The following is a 23,762-nucleotide window of genomic DNA, read 5'->3' on the forward strand; positions in this document are numbered from 1 at the left end:
AAAAAATGAATAGTTAAGGCTCTGGAAGCTTTTTATTTCGACCTAAAAAAAGCGCTTTCATCAATATTTTTAGCCTCAAATCCACACTCATTAACAATATGGCTCTTTTACTTACGCCTTGAAAGCTGAGTTTGGTACGAATTATCCCGTAATCCCACGCTGCCCGGTACTGGGGGTGGGTGTTTGTTTTTTTCAGGATCAACTACTTAAATAGGGGGTTTACTATGCGCGTAAAACCGATTCCGCAGTATCTAGCAGCGACCGTCTTGGTTACGTTACTGCAATCCGCGACGGCCGATCCGGGTGAAAAAGCTTCAGAGTCTCGTTCTCTGCAGTTGAGCGTGTCCCGCGAAGGTGCGTCTCAGTCGGAGCCCAACAGGCAAGCCTGGCCGGAGGTGGTCAGATATCGTGCAGATGAAGAGGTGCGTATTATCATCGAACTGCACGGGCCTTCGGCTGCGGAGCAGGCTGGCTTTCGTGCATCGGGCGCTATCGGCACACGGCGGGATATGCGCGCTTTCGTCGCCCGGCAGCAAGAGTTGGGCCTGCGCCAGCGGCAAATGGTCGCCAAACTTCAACAGCGCAAACTGATCACGAGCCACAACCACCGCTTTACTCGTGCAGTAAACGCCATCAGCGCAACCGCCAGGGTGGATCAGCTGCCCGCTATCGCCGCAATGCCGGAGGTACGCGCGGTAACGCGGGACCGGCAGGTACGCGCTTTTCAGGCCGGCAGTCTGCAACAAGTACGCGCGCCGGAAGTGTGGGCAATACGCGATGCGCAGGACAGAGCCGTGGAGGGATAAGGGACCAGCATCGCCATTATCGATACCGGTATCGATTACACACACGAAGACCTGGGCGGCTGTTTCGGCAACGGCTGCCGCGTGGTCGGCGGCTACGATTTCGTGAACGACGATAGCGATCCCATGGACGACGACTCTCACGGCACCATGGTAGCAGGGGTGGCCGCGGCGGTAGCGCCTGCTGCCAAGCTCTACGCCTACAAGGTACTGAACAACTATGGCTTTGGCAGCGAAAGCAACATCATCGCCGCCATTGAGGCCGCACTGGACCCGGACGGAAACCCGCAAACGGATGATGCGGTGGACGTGATCAATCTGAGCCTGGGCGGCGCGGGTGGCAACAACTCGGTTCTATCCGTCGCCGCCAATAATGCCATGCGCGCCGGTGTCGTGGTGGTCGCCGCCGCCGGCAACGACGGCCCCTTTCTCAACTCCATTGGCAGCCCCGGTTCCGCGGAGGAAATTGTCACCGTAGGTGCGGTAGATGGGGCGGGCAACCTGGCGGACTTCAGTTCCCGGGGCATGTTCGGTACCAGCCTGGACCTAAGCAGCAACAGCGTCAAGCCGGAGATGCTCGCGCCGGGCGTGGATATCACCAGTGCCAACCTGGGCGGCGGATTCCAAACTGGATCCGGTACTTCATTTGCCGCGCCCCATGTGGCAGGCGCCGCGGCGCTGCTGCGCCAGTTGCATCCGGAACTGACCAGCGCCGAAATCAAGGCGCTGCTGGTCAACCGCGCCTCGCAGGTGGACGGCAAACTGGCCGAGGTGGGCAACGGGCAGTTGGATGCCTTCGCGGCGGCGAGCGCTCGTTTTCTGGTCAGCCCGCCAACTCTCTATGCAGGGCACTTTGGACAGGGCGCTCACAGCCAGAGATCCCTGCAGGTGGCGGTTAAAAACCTGAGCGCTCCTGCCGAATTCACAGTTGCTACCGGGGGTACTTTCCCCGCCGGCGCCGGCTTGGATCCTTCCGCCGACCAGTTCGATTTGGAAGTGGGTGCAAGCAGAGCCGAGCTCGTCGACCTGAATGTCGATCACAGTCGGGTGCCCTACCTCGAACCACTTTACCTCGCCTACGATTCGGCGCTTGAATATTTGTCCGGCGAAGAGCGGGTGCGCCTGCCGGTGGCCTTCCATCGCGCGGAGATACTGGCCATGCGTGAATCCGAGGCGCCGGGGGGATTCTGGTCCTATTACGCATTGGTGTTCAATGAGAGCTGGTCTGCCAGGGGGAGCCTCTTCGATTTCGAAAGTACTGAACCGGTCCTGCATATGGCGGTGCGTGACGAGCCGATCAATATTCTGTTCGGTACGGACGTCTTTGCTGATGGAGAGCGGTATAACGTCTGGCAAGCGTTTGAAAACCGGCACGGGTCCGATGGTGAACTAGTAGTGCCTGCAAGAGTTCGGGGGGCTGGCATTCCCCCTCTGCAAACAGAAAGCGGCAAGACGCTCCAATTTGTGGAACAGTCACTTGAGGTGACCCACCCCGAAATTCACGGGTCGGCCTTGATCCAGAGGTACGGTGGGGATATGCCGACGACAACCCTGCGCAACCTGTCTGATAACTTTCATGTCAACTATATGGGTCTGGCGGAAGATGGGGACGCGCACCCGCAAGACCGCAAGCTGTATATGGTTAAGCACAGCCAACAGGGCATGTCTGAAGATCTGCACTTCGATCTCAGTAATTCCGGCAGTACGCAATTACTGATCGGTAATTCGTTCTGGAATCGGGAGGGCTATACCGTGGGTTACGGGCTCAATACGTACGATGCCGATATCAACATTTGGTCGAACCCAATCGAGTTGACCCACAAATCGTCCCTGCTTACCCTGCATGGGCAAGAGGAGGATATCGCTGCTTGGCCCACATTTTTGAGTTTGTATGTCCCCATAGGGGAAGATCAGACCACGGCGGCCCACAGTAACGAAATTTCCGTCGGCCGCACGGTCTACCGCAAGCTGCGACCTAGCGATAAGGACTTCACTACCCCCGAGGTAATACTGGAGCGGTCCAGCGGAATCATGCTTATGGGTCAGGGCCCCAGGTATTTTGCTGGGGGCCTGCGCAATGACGGCGGCAATCACCGCTTACTTCCCAGCCACATCGGCAGTATTTCTTCGAGCTGGATAATGGACAGCTGGGGCAACGGCTATAGACCGGAGTCGAAATACCGCGCCCTGTGCCTGCCCGGCGATAGTGAATTGAGCAGCAGCGACTTTATTCAAGAATACTTGTTCTTCGCCGACAGCGAATGCACCTTGGTGCAGGTGGATTTCGAGTACACCACGTCTCTCGGTGAAGATGAATACACCTCCAGCGCCCGGGTGCAACTCAACAATCTGGACGGTGCCGCCGCGCCGCGTATCGCTATGCTGGAACTGCTGGATGACGGCGTGATTTCGCACTATGCGCGCCGCAACGCCAAGCTGTTTTTGTCCCTCGAAAGCCAGTTGCCGCTCGACTCTGTGACCACCGAGCTGGCGCTGGGTGGGGGTGACTGGTTGCCGCTGGAAACCGCACCGGTAGACGGTCGCTACGTTGCCCAGCTGCCCGAAGTGTCGGAATCCGCCGTCGCCGATCTGCGCATTGTCGCCACAGACAGTGCCGGCAACAGTATGCAGAACACGATTCGCGGCGCCTTCGTGCTGGGCTTGAATGCGGCAACGGTAGTGGATACCGATAATGACGGCACGGTGGACAGCGAAGATGCCCAGCCCTTTAACCCCCGGTTCCAGCAGGCACCAAGTTCAGGTGTGAAGTTTAATTCAGGTACTGCGGGCGATCGCGAGGCGAGCCCCGGCGAGGAGGATGTGGTGGTGCAGGTATTAAGCCTGGAGACGGACGTGGAGTCGGAACTCAACACCCTGACCTTACAGGCATCCGGCAGCGGGGACGATGGATTGGATATCGCCCGGGCAAAACTCTACCTGGACAACAACAATAACGGAAACCTGGATGAGGGCGACACCATACTTGCCAGCAGTAGGTTTCAAGCAGATGACGGCGAACTGACTTTCCAACTCGACCTGCCGGGACCGCTGGCGCTGGAGCCCGGCGAGAGCCATTTCATCGTCACTTACGATTTTGTGCAGTGAAGGAGCGCAAACTGATGAACGGGAAAAACTTCATACTTAAATCTGCGGTCCCCGCTCTGCTGTTATTAGCTCTGAGTGCTTGTGGCGGCGGTAGCGGCAGTTCGGGTAGCCCCAGCAGCACAGACGGTTCTAGCAGTTCTAGCGGTTCCGGTGGTTCTGACGGTTCCGGTGGTTCTGACGGTTCCGGCGGTTCTGACGGTTCCGGCGGTTCTGACGGTTCCGGTGGTTCTGACGGTTCCGGCGGTTCTGACGGTTCCGGCGGTTCCGAATCTAAAACCTTCTCCAGCAGTATTACCGCCGTGAATATTAGCCGAAAGGACAGCGGTGATTTGCTGCCGGTATCTGGATTGCCTGCGGAAGGAGCAGAAATTACACTGAGCGAATGAATTACTTTTGGGTATAGGGAGCCTAAAAGCCCTTTTTGCTACCTACGAGTAAACGCCAACTGTAGCGTTCCACTTTGGATTCTGTCGCAAACTTTGCGACAGAATCCAACAATAGTCACCCTAAGAGCCGTCCCTGGGCTTTGCACAAAAATATCTTCAGTTGCTTAGAGTTTCGCAATCTTTTCCTCATAGGTGGGGCAACCCCCAACTATTAAACTCTCTTCCCCCTTTCCAGGTAGCGGTCTTCCGCTGGTATTCCCCCTCCTCACAGGTAGTTAGTACCCCACAACCAAGGGGTTATTATTTCGTCAAACTCAAGTAGAAGTTTTATCAAAGAAGGGCTTACCCTAATGTTGACACCTATAAAGGTTTTATTCGCGTCAGAACGGGGGCTTGGATACCCTAACTATTGAGCCAGGCCAACTCTCAGGAACATCAGCCTGTTAGTATCCTATACAGCACACACCAGCACAAAAAAAGCCATCAGTTCCCGTAGTTCGCTCTATAGGAAAGATTTATTGACGGGTTACCAAGTGCACGAAATATTTAATATAGCTTTATCAAAAAGTTAAGAGATATTTTCAGCCGCCATCTCCTCCAAATCGAAAAAGGCAATCCGGGACAGTTGACTTTTTTATTGCTTGTCCGTGATATATTCAGAAAAAATTACCCTTCCTCGCTCAGCCATTGAGGAAGCACACACGGGCTTAGCCGCAGGCGGTATTCCCATTGGTAGTATATTAGCCCGTGATGGTGAAATTATTGGCAGAGGCCACAATCAGCGCATCCAACAGGATAGTGTTATCAAGCATGCTGAAATGGACGCGCTGGAAAAGACTGGAAGATTACGAGCGATCGAGTATCAAGAATGCACGCTTTATACGACTCTTTCGCCCTGCCCAATGTGCAGCGGAGCCATACGTCTATACGGTATTAGGAATATTGTTATCGGTGAAAACAAAACCTTTCAAGGAGATGAACTATTACTCAGATCTGAAGGTATAAGCCTAACTATCCCAAATAATTCTGATTGCATTAATCTTATGTATGAATTTATCCAGCAGCACCCTGAGATCTGGCATGAAGATATTGGCAGGTAAAAGCGGCTGGTCAAAAGTCGAAACTAAATTTCCTTCCGAATATTACAAAGAGTAATTCACGAGCACTGTAGATTATTACTTAATAGGCGAGAAAAATCAAAGGAAGGTCTAGCCAGGCACCAAATATACCAAACCCACAATTTCACTTTTCAACCAGTTCATTTTTCAAAATATTATCAATCACTGTTAATAACTGTGGAAATTTTCTAAATCCATCTGAAGCCAAAAAATGTCCCGAATCAGGAATCGACACAATTGTTGCCTGGAGCTGATCAGCCAACTCTTCTGTCAAATAAAATGGGACTATGGAGTCTTGTGGAGAACCAATCACAATTATCTTGCCCGCCGCCAATATCAATTTACTAAAATCTAAATCCGTTTGAGTAAAACCATCAAGCTGCGGCAGATTTGGAATATTAGAAATAAAACCTGACACGAGTACAAGCCCAGCAATATGCTTCTCTTTTTTGAGAGAATTAAGATAGTTCAGTGTTGCAATGCAGCCAAGACTATGTGCGACAACGATACTATTACTGTCGATCTTACCTAACTTATCTGAAAGGGTCTCCTGCCACTCTTCGGGGTTCGGAACCGATGGATTTGGTAGCGACAAAACTTCAGTAGTGATACCACGATCTTGAAGCTCATTTCTAAGCCAGGGAAACCAGTGATCATCTGGTGAACTCATATACCCATGAACAACTGTAATATTTAAATCCCTAACAATTGGGCCTGAGTGCACATAAGTAGATACTGAGATTAATATTGTGACAATCGTGATCCGAGAAAATAAGAACACTGAAAGACTTTTAAAACAGTTAAATTTCATTGAATTTTACTCTGCCATTACGTTTAAGCTACACTGTAAACCTTAACAGTACTGTCAGAGTCAACCCTCAGAAGAGAAAAAATGCGCATTGGTGAACTTTCAAAAATTACTGGTGTAAGTCAGAGAATGCTAAGATTTTACGAAGCTGAAAAACTGATTACCCCTACCCGGTCTAAAGCGGGGTATCGCGAATACTCAAAGGAAGATATAAAGCTGATAAAAAATATAAAAACATTAAATGAAAGTGGAATTAAATTAAAAACAATAAAAGAATTATTACCTTGTATAGAGAGCGAGCATTCAATCCCTCGATTTTATGGGTGCTCCGCTGTCAAAGCCTCACTACAAAGTGAGTTAGAAAAACTTGATGAAAAAATAGTCCAACTAACACAGAGTAGGAATGCATTAGCGCAGTATGTTGGCGAGCTTCTACCAGACAGGGATTAGATTATTTCTTCTACCATTTAAACCACGGTGGTGCAAGCTTCCCACCATGAATATCGTGCTACATCGCATTTTCACCCTCACCAAAAGCCCAGTCTTATCCGGCTCTTCAAAATCTGATAACAGCTTTTTGGCACGTTATTTAGCCCTCTCCTTCCTCCGTTTTTCATATCCAAGGAAGCATTTTTGATCCGTCACACAATACTCATCCCGTAGCAATAACCTCGAGAGCCATGGATAAAGCCTTTGCTACTGCAATAGTGGCGTAACTTTTTACCGAAAGATTCCTTATAGAACATCCCAACAATGGCGCAAAAAATGTTATCAAACAAAAGACATTAACATTTTCCCTGATAATGCCTTCGACCTTGTTGGCTGATGCCCTTTTGAAGAGTAACTTAGGGCGGGTGGCAATTTTCTTGTGGGCCAGATATTCAATTGCTGTGTCAAAGAGGGCGCGTGGCGCTTCCCAGCTATTTGCCTTCTCAAAAAAATTTAATACGGAGCATCATCATGGACGAGACTCTCACACTCTCTCCCGACGACCTGCAGCGCCGACTCAAAAAACAAAGCGCGCCCCTCACACTCTCTCCCGACGACCTGCAACGCCTGCTGGGCAAGCAAGCTACACAGCTAGATAGTTCGACCTCGCTCTCTTTCGAATTCACGCCAACATCTCAAACAGACCCACTGCGAAGCGACCCCATCCTTGGCCAGCTCTTGCAACATGAAGCTCGCATGCTGGAGTGGCTTGGTGAATCTGAAGGCAATGCACGTCAGTTCGTGCTCGACCCAATTGCGACTTTTCAGCGGGTATGCGATCCGCGCCCCGAGCTGGTCCAGGGACTGCGCGGCCTGGTTGACCGAGAAGAGCCAAGCGACTTAATTGAAGAAGAAATTGAAGAGCAGCAAGGTCTTCAAGAAGTTGAATCCTCGCCAGATCCAGACCTTTCGCAGGGCTGGGACTTGATCAGTGCCTCGACTCAAGGCGCAGTCAACAATTGGATTAGCGAGCTCTTCGAAGGCGACTCCGGCCAATGGTCATTCAGCGGAAATGTCGGCAAGGGCCCCGCCAAGGTTCGCTACGAGTTTGCATTTGATTGTCCCGCCTTCATCGCTCCCGAAGACCAAAAGGCGACGCTCGACCTGCCCATCACAGGGTTCATCAAGTTCCCAGGTATCACAAGCAACATCGAAGATGCGCAGGGCCAAAGCCCCGGTCACGCCCGGCTCGTTCTTGACCTCGACAAAATGCAAGCCAGCGCCAGCATCAACCACGATGGGCAGGTCACCGTGACCATCCAGAAGCCCAGCTGGCGCATGATGGAGCTTGATCTCAGCGACGTTCAACTCTCGCAGCCGATCAAGGGTCTCGACATTACCGACGCGATGAAAGGCGCTGTCGACCAACTCATCTCAAGTTTCGAGTGGCCCATCAAGTACACAGTCGCTCAACGCACCCCCCTGCCCGCCGGGAGCCTGGAAATCGGAGTGATGTACACAGCCTTTGGTGGCGACTCCGACTCAAACCTGTTCGGGCTTGGGATATGCCGTAGGAATCGCCAGCCAATAGACGCGCTTCTGCCGCAAACTGTCCCTAGTGGTTGTACGTCGGCACTCATCGTATCCAACGACATAATTTTGACCTCGGTGGCCGCAGCGATTGCTGAAGCAACGCCACTGACCTCATCGCAGCTGACGGTGACCGATACCTACCCTGAAAAAATGTACCTCAACACCGACGTCGAAGATGTGATTGACGGCGCGCACATCAAGATAAAAGAGAATAACCTTCAAGCGGCCTTCAATAACGATGGCGACCTTGTTCTGAATGCCGACGTCAGGGTGAAGCGGGGGGCCATGACGCTGTGGGTCTACCAGACCTTTAAGCTCTCTGCGACAGTCAGCTTCAGTGCCTACGACGATGTGCTCAACATTCAGGTGAAGACCAAGGCAAAACTCCCCTTCTGGTGGGCATTCGTACCGCTTGGCTGGGTCATTCAACTGATCCTCTCGATTCTGAGTTCGAGGAAAGGGAGTATCGACATTGCAATTCCCGGCTTCCAGGTCAAGAAGACGAATTCGCCCGCCTATCTTCAGATTGGTGGTGACTGGGCCTATATGCCAATCAAGCTTCATTCCACCCCAATCGCGCCTCCGAACATTCAGATGATGCACATCAATCAGCAGCTGGATGAAAACGGCGGAAGGTTCCGGTTTGACTTCAGCAAATATGGCTCAGAAGTGACGAGCTTCATCGTTGCCGCCACCTACTGGTTCTTCAAGTACGAAGGAGGTACAGACCACCAGACGCAAACGCTGGGCCTTTCGCTCACCCAGGTCCACAACAAGAATGCCGTCCTCACCGTCACGCCTGACGCCACCTTGTTCGGCCAGAAGAAAGTCATAAGCCCCTCAGACTCCCAATTGACATTGTCGTGCATCGCAGTCGTCGACGGTCCTAAAGACGGTGTGATCCTACCGAGAACCATCACCGATATCCCCGATGAATCAACCAGCCCATACATCCCCCTCGATGAGCCAGAGGCTTATGCTGCCCTTGGAGGCTGGGCGTGCGAGTACCACAAGGACAACGACCCGAGCGAACCCCCAAAGTCACACCACGTTCGCACCATTGAGCTCGATGCAACCACCGCGGCTCCTAACAACTACGAAGTGGGTATCCAATCGACTGCACAGATGCACGATGACTCGGGCAACAATGCCATTGCATCGATTGATGGCAATCTCATTGAGCTGAGCAATAGCCCCCCTCTGATCGCAAAGTACGTGACAAACCTCCAAAACACGAGTGATGACGTCCCTGTCGAGATGGGCCAGCCCATAAGCGACGCGGCAGTATTCCTGTCTGGCTATCGCGTCCACTACGACAGCAGTGACCACGACATCCGGCAAGTCGGCGGAGGTTCGGAAACCTACTCCACATCAGGCTCGCAGGTCATACTGCACAATCCACACGCACTGATCGGCGACGGCGACTCGGGGAACTGCAAGCACACTCAAGAAAACAGCGAATCGCACGTGTCGTTCCTAATTATCGCAGTACCGGAGTAATTCGCGCGGTTGCTCAGGTGGCCATTACACGCCTGGGCAACCTATTCGTTACCAGAATCCCGCGACGGTGTGTACACGCTCCAGTCTTCTTTGGACGCCGCACCGTCAACGCGCCACGACAAACTGTAGTGGCGCGCAGTTTGTTAGTGAAAAGTAAGCGATGCACGAACTACATACGATACTGAATACTGTGATTTATGTACCACTGACTTTGCAGGAGCGTTTTGACCCTTTGCCTTCAAAAGCTTTATGGATACTCCATGATTTCTAGTGGGCAGGTACGGAAATAGTATTTGAAAATTTGTTGCAGATTTATGGAGTGAAAGCCTCAAAAGTCGCCGTAGTCCTAGCGAAAAATAATGTGCCTGAAAAAGAACCCAAGCAAACGAACCTTTAATCAGAATTACCCTACTTTATCGACCAGCCACTTCATATTGTTGAGATCGCGTGGTTTATGATCAGTAAAATCAGGCACCTTGGTGTGAAGAATGCATCGACAAATACGCTATGCCCTATGCTTCAAGTACTCTTAACAAATTAAACAGAGTGTTGCCATGAATAAATCCAGGCATGAAACTTTTATGCAAGCAGCGATTGAGGAAGCACGTAAGGGTTTAGCTGCAGGAGGTGTCCCCATTGGTAGCGTAATCGTACTGAATGATGAAATTATCGGCAGGGGTCACAATCAGCGTATCCAACAGGATAGTGTGATCAAGCATGCTGAAATGGATGCACTGGAAAACACAGGGAGGTTGCGCGCTGCCGATTACCAAAAATGCACGCTTTATACGACTTTATCACCCTGCTCAATGTGTAGCGGAGCCATTCGCCTATACGGTATTAAAAGTATTGTTATCGGTGAAAATAAAACTTTCCAAGGTGATGAATCATTACTCAAATCTGAAGGCGTAAGCTTGGTTTTTCTTAATAACCTTGAATGTATTGGTCTTATGAATCAATTCATTCAGCAACACCCTGAAATTTGGCATGAAGATATTGGCGAGTAATAAACCATTAACTGCAAAGTGTCTTTATAGTGGCCAACCTATAAACCAAATTATTAGAAAAGATTGACATTTCATGGATTCTTTCGATGTTTACACTGTGGCTTTCAAGAATTCAATTATGTTTGAGAAGCTCCACGGCCCCTCCTCAGCACCAATATGACACATTACTGGTCAGCCTGATAGTTGCTAAGCAGGCCCATTCGGTGAAGGCTGCAACAGCCACCAGATATGGGCCCTAACCTGAGGATACCTGAGGTACACAACTATCCTAGATCGAAATTTCAGCAGTAAGAGCAGCTCTAAAACTACCCTCTCTCCTATTCTACCCCCTGGAGAATTGGAAAAACTTGTGTGGACAGAAATCAGTTGGGGTGCCAAGCACATAGAACTGCCCAGCGAAAAAGTGAAAATGGGTCAGCCACACATTATCCCTCTTGCTGAACAGGCTATTGCCTTACTGCAAGAACTGGAGCCGCTAACAGGTCATGGCAAATATGTTTTCCCATCAGCTCGAGGCCAGTGCCGTCCACTGTCTGATAACGGTGTGAAGACTGCGCTCAGGTCACTGGGCTATGGCAATGAAACCATGACCACCCACGGATTCCGTGCAATGGCCCGTACTCTATTAGACCCCGGCACTCGGCAGATTTGATTTAGAATTCTCGTTTTCATCAAGGAAAAAATTGAATGTGGCACATGCATCTCAAATCAGAGAGGTAGAACACATTCATCAATGGATTTACGAGGATAAAAGGATATGTCTATCAACGAACATGCAACCAAGGTACAGGTGAGTCGACTGGTTAACACCGCTCTGGCAGCGATTAAGAATAAAGATCCGAGACTTGATCAGACTCTGGTCCACACTTTGGATCAACTCAGCTTAATCAGCCGGAACCTAAATACCGCCAAACATAACGTACAGCACTTTGGTGGAATGATGGCGAGCGGCGCTCATGGACAAAACGCCTACCGAGCCAATCAATCCATGAACTCGAAGCTTAGGACCCTCTCATCACTTGAAGCCTTCCTCGCAGAAGAATGGAAAAAGCTTGGTAAAGCAGTTGACGCATATAGGAAACAGCTACCATGGGAAGGCAAGACCGAATTGGAACTCCTGGATATGCTTGCGGGAGAAATCGAGTCGTTCGATAAATTACTTAAGAAAAACGTCATTCAGGTTCCAAAGCACCAGTCCAATCCACATCAAACGATGACCCTTCAAAGAGAAATCACCCAATTAAAGGCAATACCCGCTCATACAGCGCCAAGTATGCTTGTCTTAATTACCATCGGCCTTCGGTTATTTGCAATGTACGTCGGTTCTAAAAAAGTGACTAGCAATAGATAGTCTCGATTTCCCTTTTAGCAGTTTGCTAGGCGTTGAACGTTTTTCATCCGACAGGATCAATGCCTGTCGGAGCCTTATAAATAAATGGGGTCAGATCAATATTGTGTTAGGAATACCCACATTTATGGTAAAGCCATACATAGGCGTTCCAGCAGCATTTCCGTCACCCGCCTGGCAAACTGTTTCTCGATAGATTGAACCAGACAGGATTTGTAGCCCCCCACCAGAAAGTTCCCGAGCACCGATACTCCCGATTGAAGTAACGCACATAAAAGGCGTGATGGGACATCCACAGAAGATAAAGCATCCTACGTCACACCATATTGCGCTGTTTATACACCAGCAACACGCGGATGACTGGGATCTAAAAGAAGTGGTGTCTCGTTGGTATCGATTATGCAAAGGCTCAGCTTTATCACAGCGTTTTTGTAGAGATGAAACCCAGATCACGCCGAACCCACCCAACTCACAGAGGTAGTAAAAATTTGGAAGGCACGACTTACCGATGCCAGTTGGTTCATGCGCTATCTGAACGAATCTATTGCGAGAGAGACCAACCGTGAGACTGGCCTTTTATATTTTTTTCAAATTAGAAGGAATTTCTAATTCCCCAAAGCCCACCTAGTAAGGGGCTAAAAGGCCAGGAACTGTTGCCTCTAGCACAAATTTATTGTGCCGGTGGATTAAGGTAGTCGAAATGCCAGGTTGATCGAATATTGCTACCTAGAGGAGAAAATCATGGCTCTGTTTTATGGTGAAACACTACAAGAAAAATTGACATTGGATATTTTTTAAGTGGATATGTACCCTATACAGAGGAAGCCTCTCGTCTCTACAGGTTCTTCTTAGCCATGATTAAAAGCCTAGTCAGAACTACCCTGTAATGGGTGCTCAGAATACTGTCCAGAAAAGCGATACAAAACTTCAGGCGGACACCTTTATCAAAAGGGTTATAAGCAGTAGCGAGACAATTACAATGAAAACGCGCAAAACCAAACCCTTAAAAAATATTTCGCAAATTTAAAAAGCTGATTGCTTTGAAAACTGCAACTCTCATAAGACTCCAAAACTTCATTTAAATTCTGGGTTAGAGAAATGAAAGCTTCTCGACACCCCCTTTATAAAGCTGCATTTCTTCGCGGTAAGTACACCTAAAAATATAGGCGCCCAAATAATCTTATTGGAATTTATTCAGTTTTCTTCAGCGTCAAAGCTGCGTAGAATCGAAAGATATTTATCAAGATTCTGGGCACTGATCAAACCGGCTTCTACAAGCCAACAGCCCAGGATAAAACAAGGACACTAAAAATTTTCTAAAAGACCTATTCTCAAAGGAGAACGGTAGCGTGACGTAAGAGTAAGTAAAAGGCGCTGACCCAAGGTGCGGCAACACCCGGGGCCAGCTAACCAAATTGATATCACAGTTATCAAAGTGGCTACATGAATGGTACGCTAGAAACCCGCTCGTCTTCAATAAAAGGTTGCAAATTCAGTAACCTGAGGCGATTCCCCAAGCACTGGGAATCTAGCGCCCGTCTTTTCTTCTTTTACGCCTACCGTTCTCGCGCCCCTCCTAATGCCTGCAACCGATATTACTTTCCTGGCCTTCCCGTTGCGGGAGGTACGCCAATGCTTTGCGTCTCATTAGGAAACCAATATGTTGATTTTAAACCGCCGTACTGGCGAGAACCTCAGGATTGGGGAAAACGTCTCAATCACAATATTAGAAGTTAAAGGTAATCAAGTGCGGGTAGGCATAATCGCCCCAAGGTCCTTACCGGTTCACCGAGAAGAAATTTATAGAAGAATCAAAAGACAACAGGGGCAAGACAACGGGGGGATAAAAAAACAGATTCTCCTAGTAGAATGAGTCCTAACAATCCTGCTTAGGCCCTACTGCTCCAAGGACGATAACAACCGCAACCCTTGTATAATCGAACAATCTGTCCAGCATTTAGGGTTTCCCTATTCCAAAGGTCCTAAATGCTGGACAGAAAACTTTAACAGCGCCTAGGCAATGTTAATTAATGTAACAATTTAGCCGGCTGTACCACTTAATGCAGAAGATACAAAAACCGGTAAAATACGTTGTTCAATCAAGCCCAGGGTTTTTTCTTCATCGCCGCGGCCGGTGATAGCTATCACCAAATCCAGGTCTTCGATGGATATCACATACTGGCCACCACCGCCCCAGCCAAATTTCGCTAGGTATTTCTTGTCGCCAACCTTCAGAGGGGTTCGCCAGAAGAAATAACCGTAGGAGAAATTGGTGTAGTCAAACTCATCATTTGTAGGAACAGCTACCTTACCAGTGGCCTTGGTGATAAACGCTGCCGGAATCAGCTGGTGGCCATTCCATTTGCCTTTATTGAGTACCAATGTACCCCACTTAACCATACTGCGAGATGTCATCATGGCTCTTGACCCTGCCTGGGGCACCCCACTAACGGCTTCCTTCCAGTGATAGCTATCGATCCCCATCTTCTCTAGCAGCTCTTTTTTAATAAAGTCGCTGGCGGAACCGGGAACCACGGCATCCAGAACCAACATTGCAATCATTGGGTCTGAGCCTTGATATAAATAGGTTTGCGATTCTGAGGTTATCGGTTTGCTATGGCTCAAATAGATTTGAGCCAGCTTTTTCCCAGTTAACTGCTCTTTATTTTCCAGTAAGGCACTCAGTTTTTCCTCTTTAATTCGAATTCCTGACTGCATGCTCATGGCATGATTCAATGTGACAAGGTCTGCGCCTTTAACAAGTTGCTTCTTATCCAACCCCTTTAGGAAGGAAATGACTGGCTTGTCCAAGTCTGCCATGGTCAAATAACCTAACTGTATTGCCCGCCCAATTGCCAGGGCTGTATAGGCCTTGGTGGCAGATGCTTGTGGGTGAGGCAAGTTGACACGGCCAAGGGAATAGTAGGATTCAAATACCAGCTTGTTATTTAGGGCGATAAGCAGGCTATCGTAGGGGGTATGTTGATTATCGGCTATTTCCTGGGCCAGCTTTTGCAAGCTTTCCTTAATTGTATCTATCTCACCAACAGGAATACCGTCTTTTCTATCCGCTGGCGCCGTATCAATAAACGCCTTTTTGAGCTTTGGAGTGGATCTCTCCAGGTTTGGGAGGTCACTACGATAGTCGGCCATATTTATTTCTGGTGCCTTTAAGTCTCCCGCGCCTGCAGTAGCGCTTATGCCGTACATTAGGCCGATTGTGATTAGTTTCTTAAAAATCATCTTATATCCTCAATTTAACTTTGAAGTTTTTTTAATATGACTCGATATACCATTGGTTAGTGTTTCAGCTTATCGGCAAGCCAATAAATACTGCGCACTGATGACTTTGGGAATGCTGTAGTGTGATTCGCGGATTCGATAACCGCTGGCTCCAGAATTAAATTAGCCAATTTTTGGCTCTTTAACTTACTTACGAACCTTTCTACCGTTGCACCCAGCTCCTTTTCTAAAGCGCCGTAGGCAATAAATACATTGGTTTGTTTTGGTAGTTCCATCAATGGTTTGTTAGGCTCTAATTCAAGACGAGAATCCATATAAGTGCCTATCAATCTTGATGGACTACCGATAATGTAGTTCTGAAAAGTATCCGGTTGATTGATTAAGGCATAGACTCCAAAGAGACCACCAAATGAGTAACCGAAATATGTCCGATTATCTGGATTCGCGCGGTAATTGCTTTCGATATACTTAATAACGTCATTTCTGATAAAGGCGAGATGCTGATGGGCCTCTCCTTTAAAGGATTCTTTATCGTTATCTTTATTATCTGAGGGTAGTGCTGGTTTAAAGTCCCGATATCGACTCGACCATTCTTTTTCAGCACCGGCCATATCTTTCTGCCAACTAATACCCACCAAAATGGCATCTTCCAGTGCGTATTCAGTAGTGGCAGATAGCATTTCAACCGCCCATAAAGCGTCTGTATAGTAAATAACCGGATGCTTTTTGGTATCACTCTCCCCATATTTCTCAGGCAGCTTGATATACAGCTCGTATTCCCTGTTATTGCCGGAGTCCTGAATAGGTATCACTTGGATTGTGGATAATTCCAGGGCTTTATGCTCACCGGCTTTAAGAGCCGTTATAGGTAGTAGCAAGAGGAAGGCAACTAGTAAACGCTTTTTCATATCAGTATTTATACCGTTACATGTGATCTGAGAAGCGCTCAATCTAAACAAGGAGACTATGAAACACCTGAAGTGCCCCTGACTTTTGAATGATTTTGTTCTGTTACTATAAAGTGCTTATTTATCAATAAGTTACAAAGTCTGCTTTAGCTGTAATCAGGGTTTATGCTAGTATCCATTGCCAAAATTCAGCTCAAATTTTGTTCAGGTAGATACATCAATGACTTCACAATATTGGGTGGGTGACTTCTTTGTTGATTTATCCAGAAACCAGATCACCCGACATGAGCACTCGCAAACTGTCCCCCCTAAAGCCCTTGCTGTCTTAACCCACTTAGCAAGACATCAGCGAAAAGTCGTGAGCCAGGATGAGCTACTGTCTGAGGTCTGGCCGGATACAATAGTCACACCCAATACGCTGCAAAGAAGTATTGCGCAACTTAGAAAAGCCTTTGGGGAAGATCGGAAGCAGCAGTCTTATATTAGAACCCATGCCAAACAAGGTTATAGCCTGGAATGTGATATTGTTTGGCAAGATGATTCTATTCCACAAGATAAGACAGCACCGAGAGAGGAAGCTCCCTCCCCTTCTTCCCCCAAGCCGGAAATAGATATAACACCGGCTAATCCAAGCCACCAAACCCAGTCTATCAAACCAAATCGATTTCCAATCTTTGCACTTGTCGGCTTGGTATTATTAGTATTTATTATATTTAAATACTCTCCGCCCAAGCAAAACGCTCAGCTTATATTTGATCGATTACAGGCAGTAACGGCTACGGATCACAAAGAATTTGGCCCCTCATATTCACCTGATGGTGAATATATTATATTTAATCGTTATTTGGATAAGCTCTGTGTGAATAAAATCTGGGCCAGGAATATACATACCCAGAAGGAAACGGAGTTAACTCCAGAATGGGGTACTTATGGCCGCCATACACTGTCACCGGATGGCAAGAAACTGGTATTTATTTCCGAAGAAGACTGCACCATACCGCTAACCCAGAATACCTGTTACAACCTGGTAAGCCTGGATTTTCAAAAGGCATTAGTCAGCCCACAACAGCCAAATGTATTAATGCGCTGTAAGAACTCGGCCATTAAGAACCCCGTATGGTTAAATAACAATAATCTCGCTATTTTGCATAAAGAGACTAACCGTTGGCGGTTGATCAACTATTCAGTCAGGGATAATACCAGTCGAGTCCTTTATGATCTGGAGAATGGAAATCTGGCCTATTTTGATTACTCAATAAGTGATGGATTAATAGCCGTAACCAGCCATCATCAAGATGGCCAGCTTTATATCGATATGCTGGATTCCAAGGGGGCGCTTTTATCCAGCCACCCGATAGACTATCCGGATGAAATCCCCCAGCGCAGGACCATATCCCCTAACTTTTCACCGCTTACAGATGAGTTAATCTTTAGCACAGGGCGGCGGCTCTTCTCTCTCACTTATGATGGAAAGGTCAGTAAGCTTGATTTACCCCTGGATCAGTCTGCCAGCTCGCCGGAATTCCACCCAAATGGGCAGAGGGCACTTCTGATTAAGGGCCGATACGATAGTGACATTGCATCAATACCGCTTAACCAACCTGAGTCAATCGATACACCTTCGGACGAAGATGTCAGCGAACTCTACCCAAGCACAACACGGTCGATTTTGGGAGAAGATGATGGCATTTTCCAACCCAATGGCAACTTGATTGCATTTACATCCAGGCGCTCTGGTGAAGATCAGGTGTGGATAACTGATGGCAGCGATTTACGGCAAGTCAGTCAGTTTCCAATGGATACCAATATCTACGGTATTAGCTGGTCTGCCGACGGCCAAAGCATACTGGCGAGTGCCAATCAGATACTGACTAAGATCTCCCTGGACGGTAGCAGAGAAGCCTTCTCACTAGCCCATCCAGTTGACCGACTATTCCAGTGGGATAGCGTGAGTAACCTCGCACTGTTAACTTTAACGGTTAAAGGCGTTACAAAGTTTGCAGAAGTAAACTTGGATAATCTCGAAGTTAGCATTATCAACGATACCCAAGTTAACTGGGCCCAACGAAGCGAAGATGGCCGGCTGATCTATATGGATCATATGAACCGCTTCTGGCAACCCGGCCCAGCGGAAGATCAACTAATCGAAGAGCTGGTTCATCAGGGTAGTGAGAAAAGGTTTGTGCTCAAAGAGAATGTGATTTACTCAATCAATCGAGATGACCAGCTGTGGTCATTCGATCTCAGCACTGGTGACTTTTCCATTTTGAGAGCAGTACATAGAGATATCGATTACTTGACTGATATTAATCAGGAAAACCTAATGATTACCTATGTTGTTGCCGCTAAAAAGGAAGTGGCTGAGTTATTCTTACGGGAATAGAAATACAGCCTGTTTTAGTTTTCAAAAATAAGATGGTTAGCTATAAACCATCTTATTTTCCTACCTCGATTTAATTCAAGATATCACTCTTATTTTCTATCAACTAAATTGCATGGCTACTTAAAAAGTTTCATCAGCTGTTCAACCATCCACATATGAAGCTGGCTATGGTTAGATCGACTATGCCATGCTGCTATAACCTCAAATTTTGGTGTTTGCGTGTCCAACTTAAGAGGAATAACTTTTTTGTTGGGTAGTAGTCTTGAGGGGTAGAACGCAATAGTGTCTGTCGCTGCAATAATATCTGGAGCGGCAGAAAAGCTGGGTATCGACATAACAATATTGCGTTTTAGCCCCTGCATCGCAAACCACTCATCGTGTGATCCTTTGAGGTTTGCCCGTGACGGTGAAATGATCAGTTGCGGAAGCTCGGCCACGTCTGCCAACGTTAATGACTTACTCTTCAGTGGAGACTTTTTTCCCGCTATACAGACATGTTGCTCCTCAAATAGCAATTTGTATGGCAGGTCATCCGGGATGAAATCAGGAAAGGTAAGCGCTAAGTCGATCTCACCAGCAACCATTAACTGATTGAGATTATCTGTTTCAAAGTCCCTGACGATAACTTTAAGTTCCGGGGCAGATTTACGGACAACCTCTAATAGCTGGGGCAGTACCGATTGAATTGCGTAATCCGTGGCACTAATACTAAAAATCCCTCTATAAGTTGCCGGATCAAACGCTATTGGGGTTAGCAGTGACTCTACATCCTTCAAAATACTACTGATCCTGCCTCCCAGCTGCTCAGCAACAGGGGTGGGCACCATACCGTTGCCTTGCCGGATAAACAGCCGGTCATCAAACACTTCTCTCAGCTTACGCAACTGTTCGCTTATCGCTTGCTGGGTTAACCCCACCTTTTCGGCTACCCGGGATAGGTTTCTCTCTTGCAGTAGCGCTTCCAATATACGTAGCTGTTTCAGGTCTAACCGACTTATACCATTCATATTTGTAACCAGGACAAAGAGTAGTTGTTTCTAATTGTATCTTTGCCTATCTATTATTCCCACCATCGTAAGGCACAGCCACATCTGGCTGGGGCTATTTAATAGCCCAAGTAGTTACTCTTCTAATTATCTGGAGATAGATATGAGCCGACCCACTAAGCGCTTTGCTCCTCAGGAATCTTATAAATTATTTATTGGTGGTGAATGGGTTAATAGCAACTCGGGGCGTACGATGGACAGCCTCAATCCTGCTACAGGCGAATTACTGACTCGCATACCGTTGGCCGATTCAAGTGATGTCGATGCTGCTGTCATTGCGGCAGAAAAGGCGTTCCCCATCTGGAAACTTACTTCCGCTATTGAACGACAGGATGCACTGCTCAAAATTGCAGACATGCTTGCAGAAAAGAAAGCATTCTTCGCCCACCTTGAGGCATTGGAAACCGGCAAGCCAATTCGCGAAACTTCAAATATTGATATCCCACTGGCCATAGACCACTTTCGCTACTTTGCAGGGGTTATCCGCTCTCACAGCGACGAAGCGGTGATGATTGATGATCAAACCATGAGCTTGGTATTCAGCGAGCCAATGGGTGTAGTCGGTCAGGTAATCCCATGGAACTACCCTCTGCTGATGGCCGCCTGGAAGATTGCACCCGCTATCGCAACCGGTAACACCGTAGTGATTAAGCCATCCGAGATGACTTCATCCACCCTGCTGGAGCTGACCAAGATTTTCAAGGAAGTATTACCAGATGGTGTGGTGAACGTTGTCACCGGCGTAGGCCCAGAAGCGGGCCAGGCTTTACTGGATCACCCTAAAGTCGCGAAGCTGGCCTTCACCGGGTCTACTGGCATCGGCTATAACGTGGCCAAAGCTGCGGCTGATAAATTGGTACCAGCTACATTGGAGCTGGGTGGCAAGTCAGCCAATATCGTATTCCCCGACACAAACTGGGAAAAAGCCCTGGAGGGCGGAGCCCTGTCTATCCTGCTGAACCAGGGACAAGTCTGTGAATCTGGTGCCCGCCTTTTTGTCCACGAAACTATATTCGACCGTTTTACCATTGAATTAAAAGCCAAGTTTGAATCTGTAAATGTCGGCGATCCGATGGACCCCAACACACAGATGGGCAGCCAGATCAGTGAAGCGCAAATGAACCGTATTCTTGGCTACATAGATATTGCCAAAGAAGAAGGTGCGAAGATCCTTACCGGCGGTAAGCGGCTGCAAAAACCCGGAATGGAACAGGGTTTTTATATTGAGCCGACAATTATTACCCATGCCGATAACGCTATGAAAGTGGCTCAGGAGGAAATCTTTGGCCCTGTGGTGGTAGTGATTCCTTTCTCCTCTGAGGAGGAAGTTATAGCGATGGCCAACCAATCCGATTATGGCTTGGCAGGTGCTGTTTGGACTCAGGATATAAACCGTGCACTGCGCGTTGCACGAGCCGTGGAAACAGGCCGCATGTGGGTGAATACCTATCACGAACTCCCTGCCCATGCACCGTTCGGCGGTTACAAGAAATCAGGTATTGGGCGTGAAACCCATAAATCGATGATTGATGCCTACACGCAGAAGAAGAATATCTTTATCAGTCTTAATGAAAAGCCCTACGGTCTTTTTTAAACCTCACTGCAATAAGCTTTTAGCAGGAAAGTAGTTATGAAAAACGAAGCACTATTCAGTGAAATCAACCTGGGCCCTTACACCCTGAAAAACCGCATTGTGCTGCCGCCGCTTACCCGGTCGCGTAGTTCACAGCCTGGCAACATCGCTAATGACTTAATGGCCAACTACTACGCTCAGCGTGCCGGTGCCGGCTTTATGGTTACAGAGGGCACGCAAATTGAGCCCCGGGGTCAGGGCTATGCCTGGACCCCCGGAATTTATTCACAGGACCAGATCGAAGGCTGGAAAAAAGTGACCAAAGCCGTACACGATCAAGGCGGTATTATTTTTGCCCAGCTTTGGCATGTGGGGCGTGTATCCCACACATCACTGCAGCCGGGTGGAGGGGCTCCCGTTGCGCCGTCTGCAATCCGAGCAGATGCGGTAAAGGTATTTATTGAGACAGGGCCAGGGCAAGGTGCTTTGGCTGAACCCAGTGAGCCCCGCGCGCTGACAACAGAAGAAGTTAAAGAACTGGTGCAGCTCTATGCCCAGGCAGCACGCAATGCTTTGGAAGCAGGCTTCGACGGTGTTGAGCTGCATTGTGCCAATGGTTATCTTGTAAACCAGTTTATTTCTGAGCATACCAACCAACGCGATGACGAGTATGGCGGTAGCCTGGAGAACCGACTGCGTTTCCTCAAAGAGATTGTTGCAGCGGTATCAGCAGAGGTAGGTAATGATCGTCTCGGCGTTCGATTTGCTCCGCTGTTTGAAAGTACCGATGTGGACCGTGTTTATCTTGGCCTGGTGGAGAGTGACCCACACACAACCTATATCGAAGCTATCAAACTATTGAACGAGGCGGGAATTGCTTACCTATCTTTAGCAGAAGCGGATTGGGATAATGCACCGGATTTACCTGAGAATTTCTACCAGGAAGTACGAGAGATCTTTGGCGGGCGCATCATGTATGCCGGCAAGTATTCCCCAGAGAAGGCTTTGCGGGTGCTGCAGGCGGGTAATGGAGATATCTTTGGTTTTGGCCGCCCTTTCATTGCCAATCCGGACCTTCCCATACGTATTCGCAATGATTGGCCTCTTAATAAGGTTGACCCGGAAACCATGTATGGCGGTACCGATGAAGGCTATACCGATTACCCTTCTTACCAGCCATAATTTTTAACAGTTCCTTAACAGGACATAAAAAAAGCCCCAGTAATTGAAGGTTACTGGGGCTTTAAACTTACTCGTATAACTTCTTGGATTCCTGAGGTAATTTTCAGTGTTTTTCCAGACACTAAAATAACTATTAATCCCTTTGGACACCTCGACTAAATAGTGATTTACTTCGAAATGATTATTAAAAACTAAAAGTCCACTCGGGCATCCAGTTCAAAGCCCAGGTTTCCAGGACTTTATCAAAGCCACTCAACACCATAATCCCAAGCAACAAAAGTATGGCGCCAAGTGCTACTTTGCCACCAACAGCAAAAGCGCCAACTGATGGTGATAAGCGGCTATAAATTTTCCGTGATAGCCCGCCTGCCACCAGTAGCGCAGCGCCGGTACCAAGCCCAAAAGAAAACATCACCATAAATGATTGGCCTAGTTGCTGGCCCATTGAAGCAAGCGCGATTGCTGCACCTAGCGTGGGACCTACGCAGGGCAACCAGATAATTCCTGTGAGAAAGCCGATACCAAACTGTCCGGCCCAGGCGCCATCACCAGTAATGCTCGCCCCTGCGGTAACTTTCGACAAACGCAGAGTCACCCAGTCGGAAAGGGGTTTGATCAGCAGAATAAGGGCAACGGCCACAAGCAGGATTGCAGCAATATAGCGAAATAGCTCTGGGTCCAGCCCTAAAGAAACCAGCAGGAAACTGAGTACAGTTCCAGCCAGGGCAAATGACAAGCTGAGCCCTACGGCGAGCGCATAAGGTCCCCAGCGCCCAGCACTGCTGGAGGCGCCAACCACCATTGGCACCAGCGGCCAAACACAGGGGGAGAGAATACTAAGTGTGCCCGCAATTAAGGCCAGGGGGATGGCGCTGACTTCAAGCATTTTCGCCGCAGGCCTTAACTGAGTTAAAGATATTCTGGCGAATAACATCAGCGCGTGTTTCAGCAACACTGAACCATACCTGCTTGTCCCCACGATAGAGCAGCAGGGTTGACTGCCTGGGCGCACGGAAATGCTTTACCCACTCTTTTTGCTTGTCGAAATTCACATTAAGGATTGTGAGGCCGCACTGGGGGTTATCTTTCTGGAACTGCGCAAGAATTATGCCCTGCTTCTTGCAGGTAGGGCACCAGTCTGCCCGCACATCAATCAATACGGGTTGCTTCGCAGCTTGCAGCTCTTTGAAGCGCTCTTCAGAGAAGGGCTCTCCGGCTGATGCGAAGGGCACGCTAAGAAGGAAGGAAGTTACAAGCAAAGAGCGTAGAAATAAGTGAAGAACTTTCATGCTAATCATATCCTCGGTATAAAAATGCACACCCCAGCAGA

19 protein-coding genes are annotated in these 23,762 nt (G+C 48.3%); 13 read left to right on the forward strand and 6 right to left on the reverse strand.

The window, feature by feature from the left end; genetic code table 11:
- Positions 1–224: 224 nt before the first annotated feature.
- The 4 genes from ACJJJB_RS15630 to ACJJJB_RS15645 all read left to right on the forward strand — a co-directional run bounded on the left by ACJJJB_RS15630 (position 225) and on the right by ACJJJB_RS15645 (position 5,394).
- Complete coding sequence (locus tag ACJJJB_RS15630) at positions 225–806, forward strand: protease inhibitor I9 family protein (protein WP_445365133.1); 582 nt, start codon at positions 225–227, stop codon at positions 804–806.
- Positions 807–815: 9 nt separating this feature from the next.
- A complete protein-coding gene (locus ACJJJB_RS15635) occupies positions 816–3,908 on the forward strand; it encodes a S8 family peptidase (RefSeq protein WP_445366288.1) in 3,093 nt (1,030 codons plus the stop codon).
- Positions 3,909–3,922: 14 nt separating this feature from the next.
- A complete protein-coding gene (locus ACJJJB_RS15640) occupies positions 3,923–4,294 on the forward strand; it encodes a hypothetical protein (protein ID WP_444946170.1) in 372 nt (123 codons plus the stop codon).
- Between the two features lie 647 nt (positions 4,295–4,941).
- Complete coding sequence (locus tag ACJJJB_RS15645) at positions 4,942–5,394, forward strand: nucleoside deaminase (protein ID WP_444946169.1); 453 nt, start codon at positions 4,942–4,944, stop codon at positions 5,392–5,394.
- Positions 5,395–5,536: 142 nt separating this feature from the next.
- Here the strand turns inward: ACJJJB_RS15645 and ACJJJB_RS15650 are convergent, their stop codons facing one another.
- Positions 5,537–6,223 (reverse strand): RBBP9/YdeN family alpha/beta hydrolase, encoded by a 687-nt coding sequence (locus ACJJJB_RS15650; protein WP_444946168.1) that lies wholly within the window; start codon positions 6,221–6,223, stop codon positions 5,537–5,539.
- A gap of 81 nt (positions 6,224–6,304) precedes the next feature.
- Here ACJJJB_RS15650 and ACJJJB_RS15655 point away from each other — a divergent pair, with 81 nt between their 5' ends.
- The 6 genes from ACJJJB_RS15655 (at position 6,305) to csrA (ending at position 13,970) form a co-directional block, all read left to right on the forward strand.
- The gene (locus ACJJJB_RS15655) at positions 6,305–6,670 is read left to right on the forward strand and encodes a MerR family transcriptional regulator (RefSeq protein WP_444946167.1); all 366 of its coding nucleotides are present in this window, start codon (positions 6,305–6,307) and stop codon (positions 6,668–6,670) included.
- A gap of 510 nt (positions 6,671–7,180) precedes the next feature.
- The gene (locus ACJJJB_RS15660; protein ID WP_444946166.1) at positions 7,181–9,742 is read left to right on the forward strand and encodes a hypothetical protein; all 2,562 of its coding nucleotides are present in this window, start codon (positions 7,181–7,183) and stop codon (positions 9,740–9,742) included.
- 554 nt (positions 9,743–10,296) lie between these two features.
- On the forward strand, positions 10,297–10,749 hold the full coding sequence (locus ACJJJB_RS15665) for a nucleoside deaminase (protein WP_444946165.1): 453 nt from the start codon (positions 10,297–10,299) through the stop codon (positions 10,747–10,749).
- A 349-nt stretch (positions 10,750–11,098) separates the two neighbouring features.
- On the forward strand, positions 11,099–11,401 hold the full coding sequence (locus ACJJJB_RS15670; protein WP_444946164.1) for a tyrosine-type recombinase/integrase: 303 nt from the start codon (positions 11,099–11,101) through the stop codon (positions 11,399–11,401).
- Between the two features lie 105 nt (positions 11,402–11,506).
- Positions 11,507–12,100: a hypothetical protein gene (locus tag ACJJJB_RS15675; RefSeq protein ID WP_444946163.1), complete on the forward strand. Its 594-nt coding sequence runs from the start codon at positions 11,507–11,509 to the stop codon at positions 12,098–12,100.
- Between the two features lie 1,657 nt (positions 12,101–13,757).
- Positions 13,758–13,970 (forward strand): carbon storage regulator CsrA, encoded by a 213-nt coding sequence (gene csrA / locus ACJJJB_RS15680; RefSeq protein WP_371839273.1) that lies wholly within the window; start codon positions 13,758–13,760, stop codon positions 13,968–13,970.
- A gap of 167 nt (positions 13,971–14,137) precedes the next feature.
- On the opposite strand, the gene ACJJJB_RS15685 is transcribed toward csrA, so the two are convergent.
- Together ACJJJB_RS15685 and ACJJJB_RS15690 are read right to left on the reverse strand one after the other, a co-directional pair.
- Positions 14,138–15,340, reverse strand: a complete 1,203-nt coding sequence (locus ACJJJB_RS15685) for a serine hydrolase domain-containing protein (protein WP_444946162.1) — start codon at positions 15,338–15,340, stop codon at positions 14,138–14,140.
- Positions 15,341–15,396: 56 nt separating this feature from the next.
- On the reverse strand, positions 15,397–16,248 hold the full coding sequence (locus ACJJJB_RS15690; RefSeq protein WP_444946161.1) for an alpha/beta hydrolase: 852 nt from the start codon (positions 16,246–16,248) through the stop codon (positions 15,397–15,399).
- Positions 16,249–16,468: 220 nt separating this feature from the next.
- Here ACJJJB_RS15690 and ACJJJB_RS15695 point away from each other — a divergent pair, with 220 nt between their 5' ends.
- A complete protein-coding gene (locus ACJJJB_RS15695; RefSeq protein ID WP_444946160.1) occupies positions 16,469–18,631 on the forward strand; it encodes a winged helix-turn-helix domain-containing protein in 2,163 nt (720 codons plus the stop codon).
- A gap of 116 nt (positions 18,632–18,747) precedes the next feature.
- On the opposite strand, the gene ACJJJB_RS15700 is transcribed toward ACJJJB_RS15695, so the two are convergent.
- A complete protein-coding gene (locus tag ACJJJB_RS15700; RefSeq protein WP_444946159.1) occupies positions 18,748–19,638 on the reverse strand; it encodes a LysR family transcriptional regulator in 891 nt (296 codons plus the stop codon).
- Positions 19,639–19,780: 142 nt separating this feature from the next.
- Between ACJJJB_RS15700 and ACJJJB_RS15705 the strand changes: the two genes are divergently transcribed.
- Positions 19,781–21,271, forward strand: coding sequence for an aldehyde dehydrogenase family protein (locus ACJJJB_RS15705; RefSeq protein ID WP_444900975.1), 1,491 nt, complete (start codon positions 19,781–19,783; stop codon positions 21,269–21,271).
- Between the two features lie 36 nt (positions 21,272–21,307).
- Complete coding sequence (locus ACJJJB_RS15710) at positions 21,308–22,432, forward strand: alkene reductase (RefSeq protein WP_444946158.1); 1,125 nt, start codon at positions 21,308–21,310, stop codon at positions 22,430–22,432.
- A 184-nt stretch (positions 22,433–22,616) separates the two neighbouring features.
- On the opposite strand, the gene ACJJJB_RS15715 is transcribed toward ACJJJB_RS15710, so the two are convergent.
- Both ACJJJB_RS15715 and ACJJJB_RS15720 read right to left on the reverse strand, forming a co-directional pair.
- Positions 22,617–23,318, reverse strand: coding sequence for a cytochrome c biogenesis CcdA family protein (locus ACJJJB_RS15715; protein WP_444946157.1), 702 nt, complete (start codon positions 23,316–23,318; stop codon positions 22,617–22,619).
- Positions 23,311–23,721, reverse strand: a complete 411-nt coding sequence (locus tag ACJJJB_RS15720) for a thioredoxin family protein (protein ID WP_040629156.1) — start codon at positions 23,719–23,721, stop codon at positions 23,311–23,313. The genes ACJJJB_RS15715 and ACJJJB_RS15720 overlap by 8 nt, the downstream gene beginning before the upstream one ends.
- Between the last annotated feature and the right edge of the window lie 41 nt (positions 23,722–23,762).

It is taken from the genome of Microbulbifer variabilis, assembly GCF_052468405.1.